General features: G+C 62.8%; 15 protein-coding genes. 9 read left to right on the top strand and 6 right to left on the bottom strand.

Annotation, left to right across the window (positions count from 1 at the left end; all coding sequences use genetic code 11):
• Position 1 precedes the first annotated feature (1 nt).
• Entirely contained in the window at positions 2-478 is a 477-nt protein-coding gene (locus ACX1DW_RS03910; protein ID WP_110776584.1) for an MFS transporter, read from the bottom strand.
• Between the two features lie 272 nt (positions 479-750).
• On the opposite strand from ACX1DW_RS03910, the gene ACX1DW_RS03905 reads away from it, so the two are divergent.
• Entirely contained in the window at positions 751-1,191 is a 441-nt protein-coding gene (locus ACX1DW_RS03905; RefSeq protein ID WP_063540482.1) for a universal stress protein, read from the top strand.
• Positions 1,192-1,236: 45 nt separating this feature from the next.
• Here ACX1DW_RS03905 and ACX1DW_RS03900 read toward each other — a convergent pair whose 3' ends face one another.
• Together ACX1DW_RS03900 and ACX1DW_RS03895 are read right to left on the bottom strand one after the other, a co-directional pair.
• Positions 1,237-1,929: a DUF6901 family protein gene (locus ACX1DW_RS03900; RefSeq protein ID WP_102840274.1), complete on the bottom strand. Its 693-nt coding sequence runs from the start codon at positions 1,927-1,929 to the stop codon at positions 1,237-1,239.
• A 132-nt stretch (positions 1,930-2,061) separates the two neighbouring features.
• Positions 2,062-3,972, bottom strand: coding sequence for an ATP-binding cassette domain-containing protein (locus ACX1DW_RS03895; RefSeq protein WP_063540484.1), 1,911 nt, complete (start codon positions 3,970-3,972; stop codon positions 2,062-2,064).
• Positions 3,973-4,263: 291 nt separating this feature from the next.
• Here ACX1DW_RS03895 and ACX1DW_RS03890 point away from each other — a divergent pair, with 291 nt between their 5' ends.
• On the top strand, positions 4,264-6,186 hold the full coding sequence (locus ACX1DW_RS03890) for a transglycosylase SLT domain-containing protein (protein ID WP_458992824.1): 1,923 nt from the start codon (positions 4,264-4,266) through the stop codon (positions 6,184-6,186).
• Between the two features lie 36 nt (positions 6,187-6,222).
• Here the strand turns inward: ACX1DW_RS03890 and ACX1DW_RS03885 are convergent, their stop codons facing one another.
• The 3 genes from ACX1DW_RS03885 to yegS all read right to left on the bottom strand — a co-directional run bounded on the left by ACX1DW_RS03885 (position 6,223) and on the right by yegS (position 9,048).
• Entirely contained in the window at positions 6,223-7,023 is an 801-nt protein-coding gene (locus tag ACX1DW_RS03885; RefSeq protein ID WP_267930646.1) for an MOSC domain-containing protein, read from the bottom strand.
• A 78-nt stretch (positions 7,024-7,101) separates the two neighbouring features.
• Entirely contained in the window at positions 7,102-8,034 is a 933-nt protein-coding gene (locus tag ACX1DW_RS03880; protein ID WP_102840270.1) for a chemotaxis protein CheV, read from the bottom strand.
• Positions 8,035-8,133: 99 nt separating this feature from the next.
• Positions 8,134-9,048, bottom strand: a complete 915-nt coding sequence (yegS, locus tag ACX1DW_RS03875) for a lipid kinase YegS (RefSeq protein WP_458992823.1) — start codon at positions 9,046-9,048, stop codon at positions 8,134-8,136.
• Between the two features lie 376 nt (positions 9,049-9,424).
• Here yegS and ACX1DW_RS03870 point away from each other — a divergent pair, with 376 nt between their 5' ends.
• The 7 genes from ACX1DW_RS03870 to ACX1DW_RS03840 all read left to right on the top strand — a co-directional run bounded on the left by ACX1DW_RS03870 (position 9,425) and on the right by ACX1DW_RS03840 (position 18,640).
• Complete coding sequence (locus tag ACX1DW_RS03870) at positions 9,425-10,852, top strand: undecaprenyl-phosphate glucose phosphotransferase (RefSeq protein ID WP_458992822.1); 1,428 nt, start codon at positions 9,425-9,427, stop codon at positions 10,850-10,852.
• Positions 10,853-11,009: 157 nt separating this feature from the next.
• On the top strand, positions 11,010-11,447 hold the full coding sequence (locus ACX1DW_RS03865; protein WP_458992821.1) for a low molecular weight protein-tyrosine-phosphatase: 438 nt from the start codon (positions 11,010-11,012) through the stop codon (positions 11,445-11,447).
• 13 nt (positions 11,448-11,460) lie between these two features.
• Positions 11,461-13,674 (top strand): polysaccharide biosynthesis tyrosine autokinase, encoded by a 2,214-nt coding sequence (locus ACX1DW_RS03860; RefSeq protein ID WP_458992820.1) that lies wholly within the window; start codon positions 11,461-11,463, stop codon positions 13,672-13,674.
• 130 nt (positions 13,675-13,804) lie between these two features.
• A complete protein-coding gene (locus ACX1DW_RS03855) occupies positions 13,805-14,884 on the top strand; it encodes a glycoside hydrolase family 5 protein (RefSeq protein WP_458992819.1) in 1,080 nt (359 codons plus the stop codon).
• Positions 14,885-14,902: 18 nt separating this feature from the next.
• Positions 14,903-16,090 carry a polysaccharide pyruvyl transferase family protein gene (locus tag ACX1DW_RS03850; RefSeq protein ID WP_458992818.1) on the top strand — a complete coding sequence of 396 codons (1,188 nt, stop codon included), beginning with the start codon at positions 14,903-14,905 and terminating at the stop codon, positions 16,088-16,090.
• A 2-nt stretch (positions 16,091-16,092) separates the two neighbouring features.
• Positions 16,093-17,325: an oligosaccharide flippase family protein gene (locus tag ACX1DW_RS03845; RefSeq protein WP_458992817.1), complete on the top strand. Its 1,233-nt coding sequence runs from the start codon at positions 16,093-16,095 to the stop codon at positions 17,323-17,325.
• 64 nt (positions 17,326-17,389) lie between these two features.
• Positions 17,390-18,640 carry a Coenzyme F420 hydrogenase/dehydrogenase, beta subunit C-terminal domain gene (locus tag ACX1DW_RS03840; protein ID WP_458992816.1) on the top strand — a complete coding sequence of 417 codons (1,251 nt, stop codon included), beginning with the start codon at positions 17,390-17,392 and terminating at the stop codon, positions 18,638-18,640.
• Positions 18,641-18,659: the final 19 nt, after the last annotated feature.

Here is an 18,659-nt window from a genome sequence, read left to right as displayed (position 1 = left end):
CCTAGATACGGGGCTCGGTACGGACACGCCCGCGCGCTGGCGCATAGTCCGGCTCGTAGTGGTCGTCGTCATCCTGCTCGAGGCGCTCACGCAGCGTGCGCGGATCCTCGACGTCATCCGCCGCCTCGCCACGGCGGCCAAAACGCCGTTCGAGCGGCCAGCGGATCGCCACGAGCACCAGATAGAGCGCAAAGGCGATCAAGCCGTACAGGGCTAGATCGGCCACCGCCCGCCAGGCGTTGTTGCCGACCTGGAACAAGATATCCATGGCTGTAATGGCCACAGCCGGGGCAAACAGTTCCTTGGCAGGATCGACGATCGTCGGCGTGAACAACAGCACAGCGGCAGCCAGACGCAGCGATTCGCGCAGCCAGCGCCACATCCAACGTGTCACGCGGAACCAGAACAGCAGGCAGCCCAGCGCAGCGATGCCGTACAGGGCCCAGGCGAGCGAATAGTCGGAGTCGAACATCAGCATGGTGTTTTCTCGATCACAAGCCGTTCACGGAAGCCGCGCGGCAACAGGTCCGGCGTCACATGATCGTGCAACGGCTCGACGAGCCGGGACAGTGACGCGGCGCAAGGGCCGCCATCATAACAGCCCGTACCCTGTCGACGTCATCGCTAGTGACAACAAGCCACTGGCACAGCTCGAAGCAAGGTCGTATAAACCCGTTAAACAAAAGGGTACTTACCCATATGAAGCCGGAAAGCCAGCCACAGCCGACCGGTACGCAAGGAGAAAAAGCCATGCCCTATCAGCACATTCTGGTCGCCGTCGATCTGACGGAAGAGTGCCACCCGGTCGTCGCGCGTGCCCAGGCACTGGCCAGCACCAGCGGCGCCAAGCTCAGCCTGGTGCACATCATCGAACCCATGGCCATGGCCTTCGGCGGCGACGTTCCGATGGACCTGTCCATGCTGCAGCAGCAACAGTTCGACCAGGCGCGCGAGCGCATGAACGGTTTCGCCGACAGCTACCCGAGCCTAGCGCCCGAACAGCGCCACCTCGCCTACGGTCAGCCGCGCCAGGAAGTGCACCGCCTGGCCAAGGAACAACACTGCGATCTCATCGTGGTCGGCAGCCACGGCCGTCATGGCCTGGCATTGTTGCTGGGCTCAACGGCCAACGACATCCTGCACGGTGCCCCGTGCGACGTGCTGGCCGTACGCCTCAAGAAAGCCGAGTAAGGACAGCGGCAGGCTTGCGCGGATGCCGGCCGCGCAAGCCGTCGCTCAGACGGCTTCGACCCCTTCGCCGGCACACATGACCAGCGGCCGGATCTTCTGCAGCTGGGTCTCCAGCGAGTAAGTGAGGCTCGACGCCATCGAAAAGAAGGTCAGGAAGGCCTTGAGGTTGGAGTCGGCGTGACAGGTATCGTGGATGCGCTGCCAGAACGCCTGATTGACCAGCTGCAGCTGCTGGAAGGAACGCACCAGCCCGCGCAGCTCCCAGTCGGCATGGCGACCTTCGCGCAAGTTGAAGTACTGCCGCGCCAGGTAGAGCGACACCGCGCGCAGAACGAACTCATGATTGCTGGCGAACGGCAGATGTTGCTGGGCCATGGGCTTGAGCCGGCCGAGCACCGGACAGGCACTGGTCGCCATGATCACCCCGAGCAACGCACGCAGACCTTCGTCCAGTCCCACCAGCTTGGTGTACTCGCGTTCCGGCGTACGCACCCAGACGAGGGCCTTCTTCACCGCCGGCAGACCCTGAAAGTCCTCGATCACCCGATGCAGATCCACCGCGGCCGGGCAATGGCTGAACTGATCCTTGCTGAGCGGGCAATTCGAGCAACGTTGATGTTCTAGGCGAGTCCATTTCGGCGCCTGTGCGGCGACCTCCCGGTCATAGTCACGATCCAGTTCGATCCGGTAACTGAAATCGTGTTCATCATCCAGGGTGATGCGGTATTCGATTGCCATTGACGCTCCATCATGACTGCATGATCCAATGCGACTACTTAACTACGCGTCAGCGCGCATGGCATTGATCCATCTCATAAGCCGTGACCGCAGCCTGCCCTGCTCGCTCGAATCGCCTGCGAACGTACCGCCTTACTCCTCCAGCTCGGCCCAGCGCTCCAGCAACCCGTCCAGCTCCTGTTGCAGCGCTTCGAGACGAGCCAGCGCGGCGGCAGTCACGTCAGCCGGCTGCTGGTAGAAGGCCGGCTCGGACACTTCGGCCTGCAGTACCTCGATCCGCTTTTCCAGCTCATCGATCTGCCCTGGCAGCGCTTCCAGCTCGCGCTGCAGCTTGTAGCTGAGCTTCTTCTTCGCTGGCGCGGCCTCGGTCGCGACCGGTGCGACCGGAGCCGGCTGAGGCTTGCTTGCCTCTTTCGTCTCGCCGCCGGATTCGGCAACGCCGAGCAGGCGCGGCGATCCCCCCTGGCGCAACCAGTCCTGATAGCCACCGACGTACTCGCGCACCTCACCCCCGCCCTGAAACACCAGGGTGCTGGTGACCACGTTATCGAGGAAGGCACGATCGTGGCTGACCATCAGCACCGTGCCCTGGAAGCCGAGCAGCACTTCCTCGAGCAGCTCGAGGGTCTCCACATCGAGATCGTTGGTCGGTTCGTCCAGCACCAGCAGGTTGGCCGGCTTACTGAACAGCTTGGCGAGCAAGAGCCGTGCCCGCTCCCCACCAGACAGCGCCTTGACTGGCGTGCGCGCCCGTTGCGGGCTGAACAGGAAGTCGCCGAGATAGCTCAGCACATGGCGATTCTGGCCATCGATGCTGATGAACTCGCGCCCTTCGGCGAGGTTGTCCACCACGGTCTTCTCCAGCTCCAGCTGGTGACGCAATTGGTCGAAATACGCCACTTCCAGCTTGGTGCCGAACTCGATCACGCCGCTGCTGGGTTGCAGCTCGCCCAGCAGCAGCTTGAGCAGGGTGGTCTTGCCGGTGCCGTTGGCACCGAGCAGCCCGATGCGGTCGCCGCGCTGAATAACGATGGAGAAGTCGCGAATCAGCGGCTCGCCACCTGGATGGGCGAAGCTGATGTGCTCGGCGACAACCACCTGCTTGCCCGATTTTTCCGCGACTTCCACTTGGAAGCTCGCCTTGCCCTGCCGATCACGCCGCTCGCCGCGCTCGGCACGCAGCGCCTTGAGCGCACGCACCCGGCCTTCGTTACGGGTGCGTCGAGCCTTGATGCCCTGGCGAATCCAGACCTCTTCCTGAGCGAGCTTCTTGTCGAACAGCGCGTTGGCGGTTTCCTCGGCGGCGAGCTGCTGTTCCTTGTGCACCAGGAAGCTGGCGTAATCGCCGTTCCAGTCGATCAGGTGGCCGCGGTCCAGCTCCAGAATGCGGGTGGCGAGGTTCTGCAGGAAAGCACGATCGTGGGTGATGAACAGCACGGCACCGTTGAAGCCGGTCAGCGCCTCTTCCAACCAGGCGATGGCACCGATGTCCAGATGGTTGGTGGGCTCGTCGAGCAGCAACAGGTCGGGCTCGGACACCAGCGCCTGTGCCAGCAGCACGCGGCGGCGCCAGCCACCGGACAGCTCGGCCAGAGTCCGGTCGGCCGGCAGCTGCAGGCGGCTCAGCGTGCTTTCCACCAGCTGCTGCAGGCGCCAGCCGTCCTTGGCTTCCAGTGCCTGCTGCACATGCATGAGCTTGTCCAGGTCGTCCTGATCCTGAATGTTCATGCTCAGATGATGGTACTCGGCGAGCAGCTCACCCACGCCCGCCAGCCCCTCGGCGACCACGTCGAAAACCGTGCGGTCGTCGGCGCGCGGGAGTTCCTGCGGTAGCTCGCCGATCTTCAGCCCCGGCGCACGCCAGATCTCGCCGTCATCTGCCGAGCGGTCGCCCTTGACCAGACGCAGCATGCTGGATTTGCCCGTCCCGTTGCGGCCGATGATGCAGACCCGCTCGCCCCGCGCGATCTGCCAGGACACGCCATCGAGCAGCGGCGTGGTGCCGTACGCGAGAGATACATCGGTGAACTTGAGCAGGGTCATGACTACCTCCGGAAAACAGGGCGCGCATTCTAGCAGATGCCGCTCGCTGGGCCCCGATCACATTGGCTGCTCCCCCCTTCGACGACGCGTGTGCGCCCTTCAGCGAAACGGCGATTTCGATGCTTGGAGGCTACGCTCGTCGGAAGTCCGCCATTGTTTGTTTCCAGAGCTTAAACCGCGTTTAACTGGCCGATCCGGCACGCTAAGCTAGTTGCTGCAGCAGGCCGTTCCTGAGCCCCCCCGGCACAGCACGCCGCCTGTTATCCAAAGCCCCCGTTTTACGGATGTACCATGCGCGGCCGACTCTCCAGTTTGTGTTTCTGCCTGTTCGTTGCAACTCTTGGCCTGGACGCGTCCGCCGCCACCCTCAGCCAGCAGCGCCAGTATTACGATGAGGCCAAGCAGGCCCTTGCCAAAGGCGACAGTGGACCCTATCGCCGCCATCTCAATGCCCTGCGCGACTATCCCCTGACGCCGTACCTCGCTTACGACGAGCTGACCAACCGCCTCAAAAGCGCCAGCAATCAGGAAGTCGAGAAATTCCTTGCCGAGCACGGCGACCTGCCGCAGATCAGCTGGATGAAGCTGCGCTGGCTGCGGCTGCTGGCCGCCCGCGGCGACTGGCAGACCTACGTCCGCCACTACGACCCAAAGATGAACTTCACGGAACTGGACTGCCTGTTCGCCGGATACCAGCTGCGCAACGACCTGCCGGGCGCTGACGCTGCCGTGGAGCGTCTCTGGCTGGTCGGCAAGTCCCAGCACAATTCCTGCGACCCGGTGTTCGAGCTCTGGCAGGCCAAGGGATTGCTGACCGAGGAACGGCGCTGGAAGCGCACCAAGCTCGCGGTCGAGAGTGGCAACTACGGCGTCGCCAGCTATCTGGTCAAGCGGCTGCCGACGTTGCAGGCGCAAGGCCAGCTGATGATCGATGTCGCGCAGAAACCGCAAATGCTTCGCCAGCCGGAACGTTTCGCCTCGACCAGCGCGGCCATGGCCGATGTCGTCTCGATCGGACTGCGTCGGCTGGCGCGACAGGACCCGGAACAGGCGCTGACCCTGCTCGACAGCTATGCACGTCGCTTCGCCTTCTCGAGCGACGAGAAGGTCGTGATCGCCCGGCAGGTCGGGCTGACGCTCGCCAAGCGCTTCGATAGCCGCGCCCTGAAGGTCATGGCCGAGTACGATCCCGAGCTTCGCGACAATACCGTCAGCGAATGGCGTGCACGCCTGCTCCTGCGCCTGGGCCAGTGGGACGAAGCCTACCGGCTGACTCAACGCTTCCCCGACGAACTGGCCAACACCAATCGCTGGCGTTACTGGCAGGCGCGTAGCCTGCAACTCGCCAAGCCGGAGAGCAAGCAGACTGCCCTGCTCTACAAACCAGTGGCACAGGAGCGCGACTTCTACGGTTTTCTCTCGGCCGATCGCATCCAGGCGCCTTACAAACTCAACCACCAGCCGCTGGCACTCGACGCTAAAGTCGTGCAGAAGGTACGCAACACCGCAGGCATCCGCCGCGCGCTGGAGTTTCACGATCGCGGCCAGATCGTCGATGGCCGTCGCGAGTGGTATCACGTCAGCCGATTGTTCAGTCGCGACGAACTGGTGGCCCAGGCGCGGCTTGCCTATGAAAAGGAATGGTATTTCCCGGCCATCCGCACCATCAGCCAGGCCCAGTACTGGGACGACCTGGACATCCGCTTCCCCATGGCTCATCGCAGCGCGCTGGTGCAGGCCGCCCGGACCCGTCAGATTCATCCGAGCTGGGCGTTCGCCATCACCCGCCAGGAAAGCGCATTCATGTCCGATGCGCGCTCGCACGTCGGCGCCACCGGCCTGATGCAACTGATGCCCGCCACAGCCAAGGAGACCGCCAGGCGTTTCGGCATCCCGCTGGCCTCAACGAAGCAGGTGCTCAATCCGCACACCAACATCCAGCTGGGCACCGCCTACCTGAGTCAGATCTACGGCCAGTTCAACGGCAACCGCGTCCTGGCGTCGGCGGCATACAACGCCGGGCCAGGGCGTGTCCGGCAATGGCTGCGTAACGCCGAACATCTGTCGTTCGATGTCTGGGTGGAAAACATCCCGTTCGACGAAACCCGCCAATACGTGCAGAACGTGCTGACCTACTCGGTGATCTACGGACAGAAGCTGAACTCACCACAGCCACTGGTGGAATGGCACGAACGCTTCTTCGAGTCGCAATGAGCGCGCAGGCCTGCGCTGCAACGCAGGTCAGGCGTGCTACTCCAGCACCTCCAGTGGCATGCCGACCGCCAGCTCGCCACAGCCCTCGGCGATCAGGTTCTGCCCGAAGAAGACGCCACCCGGCCCCTTGCGATAGCTCAACAGCGTGGTCAGCGGTTCCCGATCGGCCGCCCGCTCGGCGGTCAGCGGGTCGAGGGTGGGAATGACGCATCGCGAGCAGGGCTTGACCACGCGAAACGTGAGAGCACCGATGCGAATGCGCTTCCAGCGGTCCTCGGCATAGGGCTCGGCACCGCTGACCACCAGGTTCGGCCGAAAACGCAGCATTTCCAGCGATCGGCCGACGCGGCGGCTCAGATCGTCGAGTGACGCCTGTCCGATCAGCAAAAACGGAAAACCATCACTGAACGCCGTGCGCTCGCCCAGCCGGGCGTAATCCAGATCGACCTGAATGCCATCGTCGATAGGCAGATGCACCAGCCGACAGGCCTGGCCAAGCGCTTCTGACAACCAGGCCGCGGCGGCCTCGCCGGCATCGGGGACCACCGGGTTGGAGTTCCAGATCTGTACACAGCGCAGCGTCGTATCATCCGGCACCGGCACGAGCAACTCCGGCATCCCCGGCGCGCCCAGACGCAGGGTCATTTCGTCCTGCCAGTGCGCTTGCAGCAGTGCCATGCGTGGCACCGCGCGCTGCGTCAGGAACCGACCAGTCCCGGCCGCGACGACCATCCAGCGGCGATCACCGAGCAGACCCAGAGCATCGCTCGGGCACTGCTGCAACGCTTCGCCAGCGGCAGACTTCAGAGGAAAGCGATAAAGCGAGGAGAGATGCATGCTGCGCCTCCTGGGCCAAAGCACAGCAGCATACAGCGCAGCCCGGCGGATTTCAGCCGCCGGGCCGGTGTCGATCGGTCAGGCGTCTTTGCCCTGCTGCAAGCGATCCTGAATGACGTCGACGAGCTTTTCCGGCTGGAACTTGGAAAGGAAGTTGTCACAACCAACCTTCTGCACCATCGCCAGGTTGAAGCTGCCGGACAGCGAGGTATGCAGCACTACGTAGAGATCGCGCAGGCGCGGATCGTGGCGGATCTCGGTGGTCAGCCGGTAGCCGTCCATCTCCGGCATCTCGGCATCGGTGAAGACCATCAGCAGCTTGTCGGTCAGCACCTCACCGGCGTCGGCCCAAGCCTTGAGCATGTTCAGGCCCTTCAGACCGTCACTGGCGGTGTGAACCTTCAGGCCGAGCTGGCTCAGGGTCTCGCGCAACTGCGCCAGGGCGACGGTAGAGTCGTCCACACAGAGCACTTCGCGGCCGCGGGCTCGTTCGAGAATAGGGTCGGCCAGGCGCTCGGCGGAGATACTGGTGTCGTACGGCACGATCTCGGCCAGCACCTTCTCCACATCGATCACTTCCACCAGCTCGTCGTCGACCTTGGTGATGGAGGTCAGGTAATGCTGGCGGCCGGCGGTGCTCGGCGGCGGCATCACCTCATCCCAGTTCAGGTTGACGATGCGGTCCACACCGCCGACCAGGAATGCCTGCACGGTGCGGTTGTATTCGGTGACGATGATGGTACTGCGCTCATCAGGCACCAGCGGTCGCAGGCCTATGGCACGGGACAGGTCGATGACCGGCAGCGTCTGGCCGCGCAGATTGACCACGCCACAGACCGAGCCGTGTCGATGCGGCATGAGAGTCATCTTCGGTAGCTGGACTACTTCCTGCACCTTGAACACATTGATGGCGAACTTCTGCCGCCCACCGAGCCGGAACATGAGAATTTCCAGGCGATTCTGCCCCACCAGTCGGGTGCGCTGATCGACTGAATCGAGTATGCCGGCCATATCCAGGCTCCTTGGGAAAACATCGTAAAACACATATCGGCCGCATCCGGCCTGGCTTTAAGCGCCGAGCACAATAATTCAGCCAGCCAACCGGAGCCCTCATGCCGGGCCGGCATCGGGGCGCACCAGCAGCGGCGAATCTGCCGGCAGGTGCATGCGCAACGCACCGGCGCGCACGCCGAAACGCAGAGTGGCGCCGGAAAACGGTTCGCCGTCGAGGTTGATGTCGATTGCCTTCGGCGCCTCGACGTTCAGCCAAGGGACGCGCGCACTGACCGACACCGCATCGACGCCCAGCAGTCCCCCGCTGAGCAGGGTCCCCAGGGTGCCGACGGTATCCGCCGGGGCAGGCACGATGCACAGATCGAGCAGACCGTCATTGATGGTCGCCTGCGGACAGAGCAGCTGACCGCCGCCAGCCTGCCGACCATTGCCGATACCAAGGGCGAGGAAATCGCCTTCCCAGTCGAAACCCGGACCGCTGAAGCGACCTCGCGCCGAATGGATTTCCGAAAAGCGGGTGAGGCCGGTCAGCAGATAGGCGCCGCCACCGAGGAAGCGCTTGAGCTCCTCGGACGTGCTGGCCGTGACCTGCGAACCGAAGCCGCCGGTGGCCATGTTGACGAATGGGTGGCCATCCATCTCGCCAACATCGACCGCCTGCGGCGGCTCATCCAGCAATGCCAGCGCCTCGAACGGATCGAGGGAAATGCCTGCAGCCCTGGCGAAGTCGTTGGCACTGCCGAGCGGCATCAGCGCCAGGCTGGCATCGGTGTTCGCCTCGAGCATCGCCTCGGTGACCTCGCGCAACGTGCCGTCACCGCCTCCCGCGATCACGATCGGGTATCCGGCGGCTAGCGCCTCACGGACCAGCCGCTGTGCATCGCCCGCCTCCCATGTCACGCGTACCGCCAGCTCCCAGCCGAGCTCACGCTGCTGCCGTACAGCCTCACGCACTTCATCATTGAGCGCCTGTTTCCCATGCAATATCAGCAGCGCCTTGGCGTCGCTCATGACAGTAGTTCCCTTCGCAGATACACCGCTGCTTCAGACACGGCACACGGGCCGAAGTTGTATGTGCCAAGCGCAGCGGTATTAATCCAAATGTTCGATCAATCGTGCCGCCGGTCAGCGGCCCAGCATCGCCACGCCAGCCCTGGCCCGCCTCCCGCCTTCGATAAAACCTTTGCAAAACAGCTGTTTGCGCCGCTCGAGTGAAAAGCGTCCTTTTTCTGGCAGCCGGCCGGCTAGTACTGAACTCATTCTGAGAGGCACGGTCGGAGCAGGAGTCCCGATCACGGTTGCGATGGCGGCCTGCTATCAACCCCCCGCGTACCGCGGCGATTAATTCGAGATTTGAGCCAGCTTTGAGCTGAGGATGGAGCCTTGTATGCGCGTACAGTCTGTTGGAACCCTTGAATATGCTCACCCGAGTTTCGTCGATTACTTCCTGGCCAGTGTCCGCCTGATCCATGGCCTGACAGCCATTCTGCCCGGCCTGTTGCTGCTGGCGTTTCTGGAGCTTCCCGCGACCGGTCCGTTCAGTGCCTTTCTCGGGTTCTTCGCGGTACTCAGCATCATCATCTTCCAGACGGTAGGCATCTATAGCGAAGAGGTGTTCAGCACACTGCTGCGCTTCCGCGTGATGTTCGTCGCCTGGTCGGCGGCCTTCAGCTTCCTCATCTTCATGCACCAGGGCATGGGACTGTTCAGCTACCTGAACGCCCAGCACCTGGCGTTCTGGTTCTTCACCAGCGCCGTCCTGTTCGGCGCCGAGCGCCTGGCCATGCTCGCGCTGTTCCGCCGGCTGATGGCCCGCGGCATGTTCCTGCAGAACGCGGTGATCCTCGGCGGTACGGAGAACGGCATGCGCGTTGCGGAATACCTGCAGCACAACCGCGACATCCGCACCGGTGTGCTCGGTTTCATCGATGATCGCCTGGAGCGCCTGCCGAACCAGCTCGCCAATCTGCCACTGCTGGGCAACACCCGCGACCTCGAACAAATGATTCGTGAAGAGAAGGTCACTCAGGTGCTGGTCGCCCTTCCCTGGTTTGCCGACAGCCGCATCGGCCAGCTGATCGCCGAGCTTCGCAAGCTGCCGGTCAACGTCCTGCTGGTGCCGGACATGGTCGCCTTCCGTCACGCCGACAAGCGCATCACCGAGGTCGGCGGCCTGCCGACGCTGATCGCCTCCGATCTGCCGCTGCGTGGCTGGTCGCCGTTCTTCAAGCGTCTGGAAGACATCGTCATCTCCAGCATTGCGCTGCTCGCCGCAGCCCCGGTCATGCTGCTGATCGCTCTGGCCATCAAGCTCGATTCGCCCGGTCCGGTGCTGTTCAAGCAGAAACGCTACGGCTACAACAACCGCCTCATCGAGGTTTTCAAGTTCCGCTCGATGTACCACGAAAAATCCGATGCCAACGCCGACCGCCAGACCACGCGCGGCGACGACCGCATCACCCGCGTCGGCCGCTTCATCCGCAAGACCAGCCTGGACGAACTGCCGCAACTGCTGAACGTCTTTCTCGGCAGCATGTCCATGGTCGGCCCACGCCCCCATGCGACCGCGACCAAGGCCGCCGGCGTGCTGTTCGAGGACGCCGTGGCCGAATACTCGGCACGCCACCGGGTCAAGCCGGGCATCACTGGCTGGGCCCAGATCAACGGCTATCGCGGCGAAACCGACACCCTGGAGAAAATCGAGAAGCGGGTCGAGTTCGACCTCGACTATATCGAGCGCTGGTCGGTCTGGTTCGACCTCTACATCCTCGTGCGCACCCCGCCAGCCCTGCTGCTCAACAAGGACGTGTACTGATCGGCGAGCGCACCCGCGCAGCGCTGAAAAGACTGGAACAAGTCACGTTCAAGGCGCGTGACAGGACGGAACTAATAATGCTCCCAAAAATCTCATTTTCGTTCACCCCGGGGGTTTTCCCGAAGGCTGCGAATACGCGGCCGCGAGGGTGAACACCATGTTCAAGAACATCTTGATCGTCTGTGTCGGAAACATCTGCCGAAGCCCCACGGCCGAGGCGTTGTTCCTGCACAGACTCGGCGACCAGGGCCTGACGATCAGCTCGGCAGGCATTGGTGCACTAGTAGGTAACCCCATGGACAAGACCGCTCATGAAGTATTGCAGGACCACGGACTGGATTTTCCGACCCACTGCGCGCGCCAGGTCGACAGCCACATGCTGCACCAGGCGGACCTGATCCTGGCAATGGAGCATAGCCATGTACAGCACCTTCGCCAGATAGCACCCGAGGTGCATGGCAAAACGTTTCTCATCGGCAAATGGCAAGACGATCTGGAAATTCCGGACCCCTACCGTCAATCCAAACCCGCTTTTGAACATGTCCACAATCTCCTGACGCAATCCGTCGAGAGCTGGCTTCCTTACCTGAAATGAAGAAGGAACTTCGATGACAACCATGCCCCGCCCAATCTATGAAACCAAAGAGGACAAGGACATCGATCTGGCCCACCTCTTTGACACCTTCATCAACAACCGCGTGCTCATCCTGGGGATCACCGGCTTCTTCGCCGCGCTCGGGATTGCCTATGCGCTGCTCGCGACGCCGGTCTACCTGGCCAGCGCGATGATCCAGATCGAGCCCAAGAACGGACTGCCGAGCCTGACCGACGTGGTCAACACCAACCCACCGGTTTCGCCTGCACAGACGGAAATCGCGCTGCTCAAGTCGCGCTCGGTGGTGGGTGGTGCGGTGAGCAACCTGAACCTCGACATCATCATCAAGCCGCATCATTTCCCGATCATCGGCGGTTTCATGGCGCGCCGATTCGAGCCGAGCGAGGAAGGCGAGCTGGGCTGGTATCCGGCCGGACTAGGCGGTTACGCCTGGGGTGGCGAGACACTGAAGGTCACTCAGCTGGAAGTGCCTGACAAGATGCACGGCAAGGAACTGACGCTGGAAGCGGCCGAGAACAACGGATTCATCCTGCGTGATGAGGATGACGAAGTGCTCATCCAGGGCATCGTTGGCGAGCCGGTCGAGAACGAAGACTATCGGGCTACCGTGGCCGAGCTGAACGCACGTCCCGGCACCACCTTTACCGTGATCAAGAACCGCACCTACAACACTACCGAGAGCTACCAGCAGCGCCTGTCCGCCGCCGAGCGCGGCAAGCAGTCGGGCATCGTCAACGTGACGCTCGAGGATCAGGACCCTGCCCATGCCATTCGTGTGCTGGAGGAAGTCGCCAACCTCTATGTCGACCAGAACGTTGCACGCAATGCTGCCGAAGCCACGCAGAGCCTGGAATTCCTCAACGAGCAGGTTCCGGCGGTACGCAGGAAGCTGGAAGCCGCACAGACCGCACTGAACAAGTACCAGACCGGCTCGCGCTCGGTGGACATCACCGCCGAGACCCAGTCGGTGCTCGACCGCATCGTCGATCTGGAAAAGCAGATCTCCGAGCAGAACCTCAAGCGCACCGAGATGGAGCGTCGCTTCACCCGCCAGCACCCGAACTTCCAGGCGTTGATGAATCAGATCAACCAGCTGCAGATGCAGAAGGAAGAGCTGGAGAAGCAGATCGGCACCCTGCCCTCGACCCAGCAGGAACTGCTGCGCCTGAACCGTGATGTGGAGGTCTCCTCGGAAACCTACTCCATGCTGCTGAACAAGACCCAGGAGCTGGACATCATCCGCGCCGGCACCGTGGGCAATGTGCGCATCATCGACCATGCAGCGGCCGACCTGGAGAACCCGGTCAAGCCGAACAAGCCGCTGGTGGTAATCGTTGCGACCCTGCTCGGCGCCCTGCTCGCCACGGCCTTCGTCTACGTGCGTGAAGCCCTGAAGCGCGGCGTGGAGAATCCGGAAGACATCGAGCGTACCGGCACTCCGGTGTATGCCTCGATTCCATTCACCGACAAGCAGGCCGCGCTGGAAAAACGCCTTGCCAACTTCAAGCGGGACAAGAGCACCGCCTCCTACCTGCTGACCATCAACGAGCCCGCCGACCTGGCCACCGAAGCGATGCGCAGCCTGCGTACCAGCCTGCACTTCGCCATGATCGAGGCCAAGAACAACGTGCTGATGATCACCGGCCCGAGCCCGGCGGTGGGCAAGTCGTTCGTAACCACCAACCTGGCAGCCGTGGTCGCGCAGTCCGGCAAGCGCGTGCTGCTGATCGACGCCGACATGCGCAAGGGCTACCTGCACAAGGTCATGCGTTGCGATGGAGACAAGGGTCTGTCGGACATCCTCTCCGGCCGCATCACCCTGTTCGATGCCATCCAGAAGACCCAGCTCAACAACCTGCATGTGATCACCCATGGCCAGCTGCCGCCGAACCCGTCGGAACTGCTGATGCACGAGAACTTCTCGCGCTTCGTCAAGGAGATCAGCCACATGTACGACCTGGTGATCTTCGATACCCCGCCGATCCTGGCCGTCACCGACGCCGCTCTGGTCGGTAGCCAGGCCGGCACCACGCTGATGGTCACCCGCTATGGCCTCAACGGTCTGAAGGAAATCGAAGCGGCCAAGCGTCGTCTCGAGCAGAACGGCCTGCTGGTCAAGGGCGTGATATTCAACGCTGTGGTACGCAAGGCCTCCACCTATGGCGAGTACGGCTACTACCAGTACGAATACGCCAGCACCAAATAACAGGTGAGCCGCATGGCGACGGTTATCCCGTCGCCTTGCCGAACCCACCGGTTCACATTCTTCCTGCTGCCTTTGCAACTGACCAAGCGCGTCAGTAGACGTTTTTTTGCCTGAAGATAGGTGTTAGCTAATGACCAGCCACCCCAACCGGCCCGCCAGACGCTCGACGCGACTGGCCCTGGCATTGATGGCCGCGCTGTCGGCCATGGGCGTCTGCGCCGCCGATTGGCCGAAGGGCGATGACGGCCTCGCGTTATTGGGGGTCAATCTGTCCGGTGCCGGCTTCGCGCCCCATATCACCCCCGGAAAGAACGGTACCCATTACTTCTATCCGGAAAAGAAGCACTTCAAGTACTACGCCGATCAGGGGATCAAACTGATCCGTTTCCCCTTCATCTGGGAGCGGGTTCAACATTCCCTGGACGATGGATTGAACTTCGACCAGATCCGGTTGTTGAAGAAGACCCTGGATCTGGCCGCGATGAATGGCCAGAAGGTCATTCTCGATATGCACAACTACGGTCGTTACCACGGCGAGCTGATCGGCTCGAGCAAGGTGCCCTACGAAGCCTATGCCTCGGTCTGGCGACAGCTGGCCGAACGCTTCAAAGGCCATCGCGGCCTGCTCGGCTACGACATCATGAACGAGCCGCACGGCACCGTCGGGCTCTGGCCAGGCGCGGCGCAGGCGGCGGTCGATGCGATTCGCGAAGTCGATGATCAGACGCTGATCTTCGTCGAGGGCGAGCGCTGGTCGAGTGCCTATCACTGGCCGCTGGTGAACGCCAACTTCCTGATCAACGACCCGGCCGACCGCATCGTCTACGAAGCGCACCTGTATTTCGACCAGGACTTCTCCGGCAAATACATGGCGCAGACCAGCCGCGACATCGACCCGATGATCGGCGTCGAGCGCGCTCGCCCCTTTATCGAGTGGCTGAAGAAACACGGCCAGCAAGGCTTCCTCGGCGAATACGGCATTCCCGACGACCTGCCCGAAGCGGCGGTCGCCATGGACAACCTGCTCGCCTACCTCAATGACAACTGCGTACCCAGCGCCTACTGGGCCGGTGGCCCCGGCTGGGGCACCTACAAGCTTGCAATCGAGCCGCGCAAGGGCGAGGACCGTCCTCAGATGGAGCTCATGCGCAAACACCTGGCGAACGACTGCACTGCCATTGGCCCTACCCCTGCGCACACCGCTGACTGATTCTGGAGTGACTCGAACATGAAATTCGGACTGCTATGGCACTCGTTCTCTTCCGGCAACCTCGGGGTTGGCGCCCTGAGCATTTCCAACATGCTGCTGATCGACGAGGCCGCGCGCAAATGCGGGATCACCCCGGAGTTCCTGATCATCGGTTCGTCCGGCCCCTGCGACTACCCGCCGTCCACCGAGCGTTTCAAATACGAATTCATCGAGTTCAACGAGAAGGCCCTGCTGAAGAATCCCCACGGCCTGTACCAGGCAATCAGCTCCTGTGACGCGGTGTTCGATATCGGCGAAGGCGACAGCTTCTCCGACATCTACGGTGCCAAGCGCCTGATCAAGCTGCTGGTCAGCAAAGGCATGGCCCTGGGCGGTCGCGTTCCGCTGATCCTCTCGCCGCAGACCATCGGCCCGTTCAAGTCGGACTGGGGCACCAAGGCTTCGGCCTGGGCAATGAAGAAGAGCACCATGGTCTTCGCCCGCGACCACCAGTCGTTCGACGTGCTCAAGCAGCTGAACATCCCCAATCGCGACGAAGTCATCGACGTCGCCTTCGCCCTCCCCTTCGAGCGCCAGAGCGAACAGCGCGATCCGAGCAAGCTGGCTGTCGGCCTCAGCGTCTCGGCGCTGCTGCATCACGGCGGCTATGAAGGCACGGCCAACCAGTTCGGCCTGCGTGCCGACTACAAGGCGCTGACCGACCGGCTGATCCGCACGCTGCTCGAGCGCGGCCATGAAGTACATCTGGTACCCCACGTGATCCCGATCGGCTTCCCGGCCGAGGACGACTACACCGTGTCCCAGCAACTGCAGCAGCAGCATCCCGAGCTGAAGCTGGCGCCACGCTTCAAGGGACCAATTGAGGCCAAGTCCTACATCAGCGGCATGGACTTCTTCGTCGGCGCACGCATGCACGCGACCATCGGCGCGTTCTCCGCCGGCGTACCGGTCGTGCCGCTTGCCTACAGCCGCAAGTTCGCCGGGCTCTATCAGTCGCTCGACTACCACCGCGTGGTGGACCTCAAGACCGAGGACACCGAGAGCGCACTGGAACTGGTTCTGTCGCACCTGGACAACCGCGAACAGCTCAAGACTGAAGTCGCCGCCAGCGGTGCGATCATCCGCCGCAAGCTGGACGCCTACAGCGTGGCGCTGGAACAGATCCTCGCCACCCTGCACCAGCCCCAGGCCGCGTATCAGAGATAATCATGCGCGATCACGCCCTGATGGGGGTTACCACGGCGGCTCGCACCGCCGTGCAGCTCGGGACATTGCTGATCCTCGCGCGAACGCTGGGGCCGAGCGATTTCGGTTTCATTTCGATCGTGATCACCTGGTCGACCATCGTCGCCCTGGTGACCGACTACGGCTTCGGCATGCGCGCCTTGCGCGACATCGGCGCCGAGCGTCATCGCGCGGGCGAGATCATGTCTGCCAGCCTGGCGGCGAAGTCCGTACTGGTACTGCCGGCCTGCATCGTGCTGCTGCCGATCATCCTGTTCGTCCTCGATCTGCATACTACCGAGCGCTTTGCCGCGGTGCTGTTCCTGCTCGGCACCCTGGCCTCGTCCTACGGCGACCTCGGCCTGACGGTGTTTCGCAGCATTGGCCAGTTCCATCGCGAAACGAAGATCGTGGCGGCGACGGCACTGGTGCATTTCGTCCTGATCGGCGCGGCGATCCTGCTGCGCAACGATGTGCTGGCCATCGGCGTCGCCTTCCTGGCGTCACGTTTGATCTACGCCACCTTCGCTCTGCGCGCGCTGTCGAAGATGCTCGAACTGGGCGGCATCCTGCGCAACTCCTGGAAGGTGCTGGCCGAGCGCTTCAAGTCTTCCACCAGCTTCGCGGTGGACAGCGGCGCCACCAACATCTTTGCCCAGTTGGACGTCATTCTGGTCAACCACCTCGCCGGGCGCGAAGCGGCGGGCATCTATTTCGCCGGCTCGCGGCTGATCCAGGGCGCGGTGCCGTTCAGCGTGCTGCTGGCCAGCGTGCATATCCCGCGTTTCGCCTACCAGCTGCACAACAAGACCGCCGGGCTGGCCCGCTATGGCCTGCGCATCCTCGGCGAGTATGCGGGCATGGGACTGGTGTTCGCGCTGGCGTTCTTCTTCATCGGCCCGCTGTTCACCGACTACTTCCTCGGCGCCGAGTACGCCGAGCTGAACACCCTCTGGCTGGCCTTCGCCTGCTTCACCGCGGCGCGCTTCATCGCCGCCGGCCTGGGTGTGCAGCTGATGGCCATGGGCACGGGCTTCTTGCGCACCTTCGGGATCATCGCCTCGGGCGTGATCACGGTGCTCTGTTACTGGATTTTCATTCCGACGCACGGAATACAGGCGGCCCCCTGGGTGTCCACTCTGGGCATGGTCGTCCTGACAGCTATCTACGGTTATGCGGTGCTCGCCATCTACCGCAAGCGGCACCAGCCCGCATGACCGGACTCGTCAAATATTGCCGGTCGCGCCATGTGTCCGACCGACCGCTCAAGGGAAGGCAGCTATGAAAGCTCTATTGAACCGCGTGCTGAACAACGACCTGTGCAGTGGCTGCGGCATGTGCAGCTCGGTCGCCGAGGACGATGCCATCAAGATTCGCCTGACCGGTGATGGCTATCACCGCCCGGTGCTCAACAGCCAGTACCAGGACAAGCCGGTGGCCAGCGAGCAGACCAGCGCGGCGTTCGCCAAGTCCTGCCCGGCACTGAACCTGGACATCCGCCCGTACAAGTCGGCGAACTACCACCCTATCTGGGGTGAGATTCTCGACACGCTCAAGGGCTACGCCGCTGATGACGAGATCCGCCAGGCCGGCTCGTCCGGCGGCGTGATCTCTGCCCTGGCGCAGTACTGTCTGGAACACAAGCTGGTCGACGGCGTCATCCAGATCCAGGCCTCGCAGACCGATCCGCTGGAGAACGTCGCCACCATCAGCCGCTCGCGGCAGAACGTCATCGCCTCTTCAGGCTCGCGCTACGCGCCGGCCAGCCCTGGCGAGGCACTGAAGTGGGTGGCCATGTCCACCGAGAAGTACCTGTTCATCGGCAAGCCCTGCGACGTCGCCGCAGTGCGCCAGATGCAGCAGCACAACCCGCGGCTGAAGGAAAACATCCCTTACATCGTCTCCTTCATGTGCGCCGGTACGCCAAGCCTGCAAGGCACCGAGCAGGTGCTGGACAAACTGGAAGTCGAGCGCGAGGACGTCACCGCCTTCCGTTACCGCGGCGACGGCTGGCCGGGGCTGACCAAGGCCACGCTGAAGAACGGCGACGAGCGCACCATGACCTACAACGACTCCTGGGGAAAGGTGCTCAATCGGCATCTGCAGACCCGCTGCAAGATCTGCCCGGACGGCATCGGCGAGTTCGCCGACATCGTCTGCGCCGATGGCTGGGAAGGCGACGAGAAGGGCTACCCGTCGTTCGAGGAGCGCGAGGGCAACTCACTGATTCTGGTACGCACTGCAAAAGGCCGCGAACTTTTTCGCAACGCCGAGGCAGCTGGCGTTGTCAAAGCCGAGGCTTTCGATACGGGCAGCATCTTTGCCATCCAGCCGTTTCAGTATTACCGCCGCACCACGATCCTGCCGCGGCTGCTGGCCATGAAACTGCTGATGCTCAAAACCCCTTCGTACAAAGGCTTCGAGCTGGGCAAAGGGGCCAAGGAGATCGGCTTCTACCAGAGCTTCAAGGCGTTCACCGGCCTGCTGGTGCGGCGCAAGAAGATCAAGAAGCGAGCGCTGGAGACGGCATGAAAGGCCGTAGCGCTCAGGG

Source organism: Stutzerimonas sp. KH-1 (assembly GCF_054483855.1).
Note: the sequence above shows the minus strand (reverse complement) of the source record. Positions and strands in the feature narration are given on the sequence as shown.

Bases quoted from the DNA above. Each gene is read 5' to 3' on its own strand.
- ACX1DW_RS03910 (WP_110776584.1), bottom strand. From the start codon at position 478: ATGCTGATGTTCGACTCCGACTATTCGCTCGCCTGGGCCCTGTACGGC.
- ACX1DW_RS03905 (WP_063540482.1), top strand. From the start codon at position 751: ATGCCCTATCAGCACATTCTGGTCGCCGTCGATCTGACGGAAGAGTGC.
- ACX1DW_RS03900 (WP_102840274.1), bottom strand. From the start codon at position 1,929: ATGGCAATCGAATACCGCATCACCCTGGATGATGAACACGATTTCAGT.
- ACX1DW_RS03895 (WP_063540484.1), bottom strand. From the start codon at position 3,972: ATGACCCTGCTCAAGTTCACCGATGTATCTCTCGCGTACGGCACCACG.
- ACX1DW_RS03890 (WP_458992824.1), top strand. From the start codon at position 4,264: ATGCGCGGCCGACTCTCCAGTTTGTGTTTCTGCCTGTTCGTTGCAACT.
- ACX1DW_RS03885 (WP_267930646.1), bottom strand. From the start codon at position 7,023: ATGCATCTCTCCTCGCTTTATCGCTTTCCTCTGAAGTCTGCCGCTGGC.
- ACX1DW_RS03880 (WP_102840270.1), bottom strand. From the start codon at position 8,034: ATGGCCGGCATACTCGATTCAGTCGATCAGCGCACCCGACTGGTGGGG.
- yegS (WP_458992823.1), bottom strand. From the start codon at position 9,048: ATGAGCGACGCCAAGGCGCTGCTGATATTGCATGGGAAACAGGCGCTC.
- ACX1DW_RS03870 (WP_458992822.1), top strand. From the start codon at position 9,425: ATGCGCGTACAGTCTGTTGGAACCCTTGAATATGCTCACCCGAGTTTC.
- ACX1DW_RS03865 (WP_458992821.1), top strand. From the start codon at position 11,010: ATGTTCAAGAACATCTTGATCGTCTGTGTCGGAAACATCTGCCGAAGC.
- ACX1DW_RS03860 (WP_458992820.1), top strand. From the start codon at position 11,461: ATGACAACCATGCCCCGCCCAATCTATGAAACCAAAGAGGACAAGGAC.
- ACX1DW_RS03855 (WP_458992819.1), top strand. From the start codon at position 13,805: ATGACCAGCCACCCCAACCGGCCCGCCAGACGCTCGACGCGACTGGCC.
- ACX1DW_RS03850 (WP_458992818.1), top strand. From the start codon at position 14,903: ATGAAATTCGGACTGCTATGGCACTCGTTCTCTTCCGGCAACCTCGGG.
- ACX1DW_RS03845 (WP_458992817.1), top strand. From the start codon at position 16,093: ATGCGCGATCACGCCCTGATGGGGGTTACCACGGCGGCTCGCACCGCC.
- ACX1DW_RS03840 (WP_458992816.1), top strand. From the start codon at position 17,390: ATGAAAGCTCTATTGAACCGCGTGCTGAACAACGACCTGTGCAGTGGC.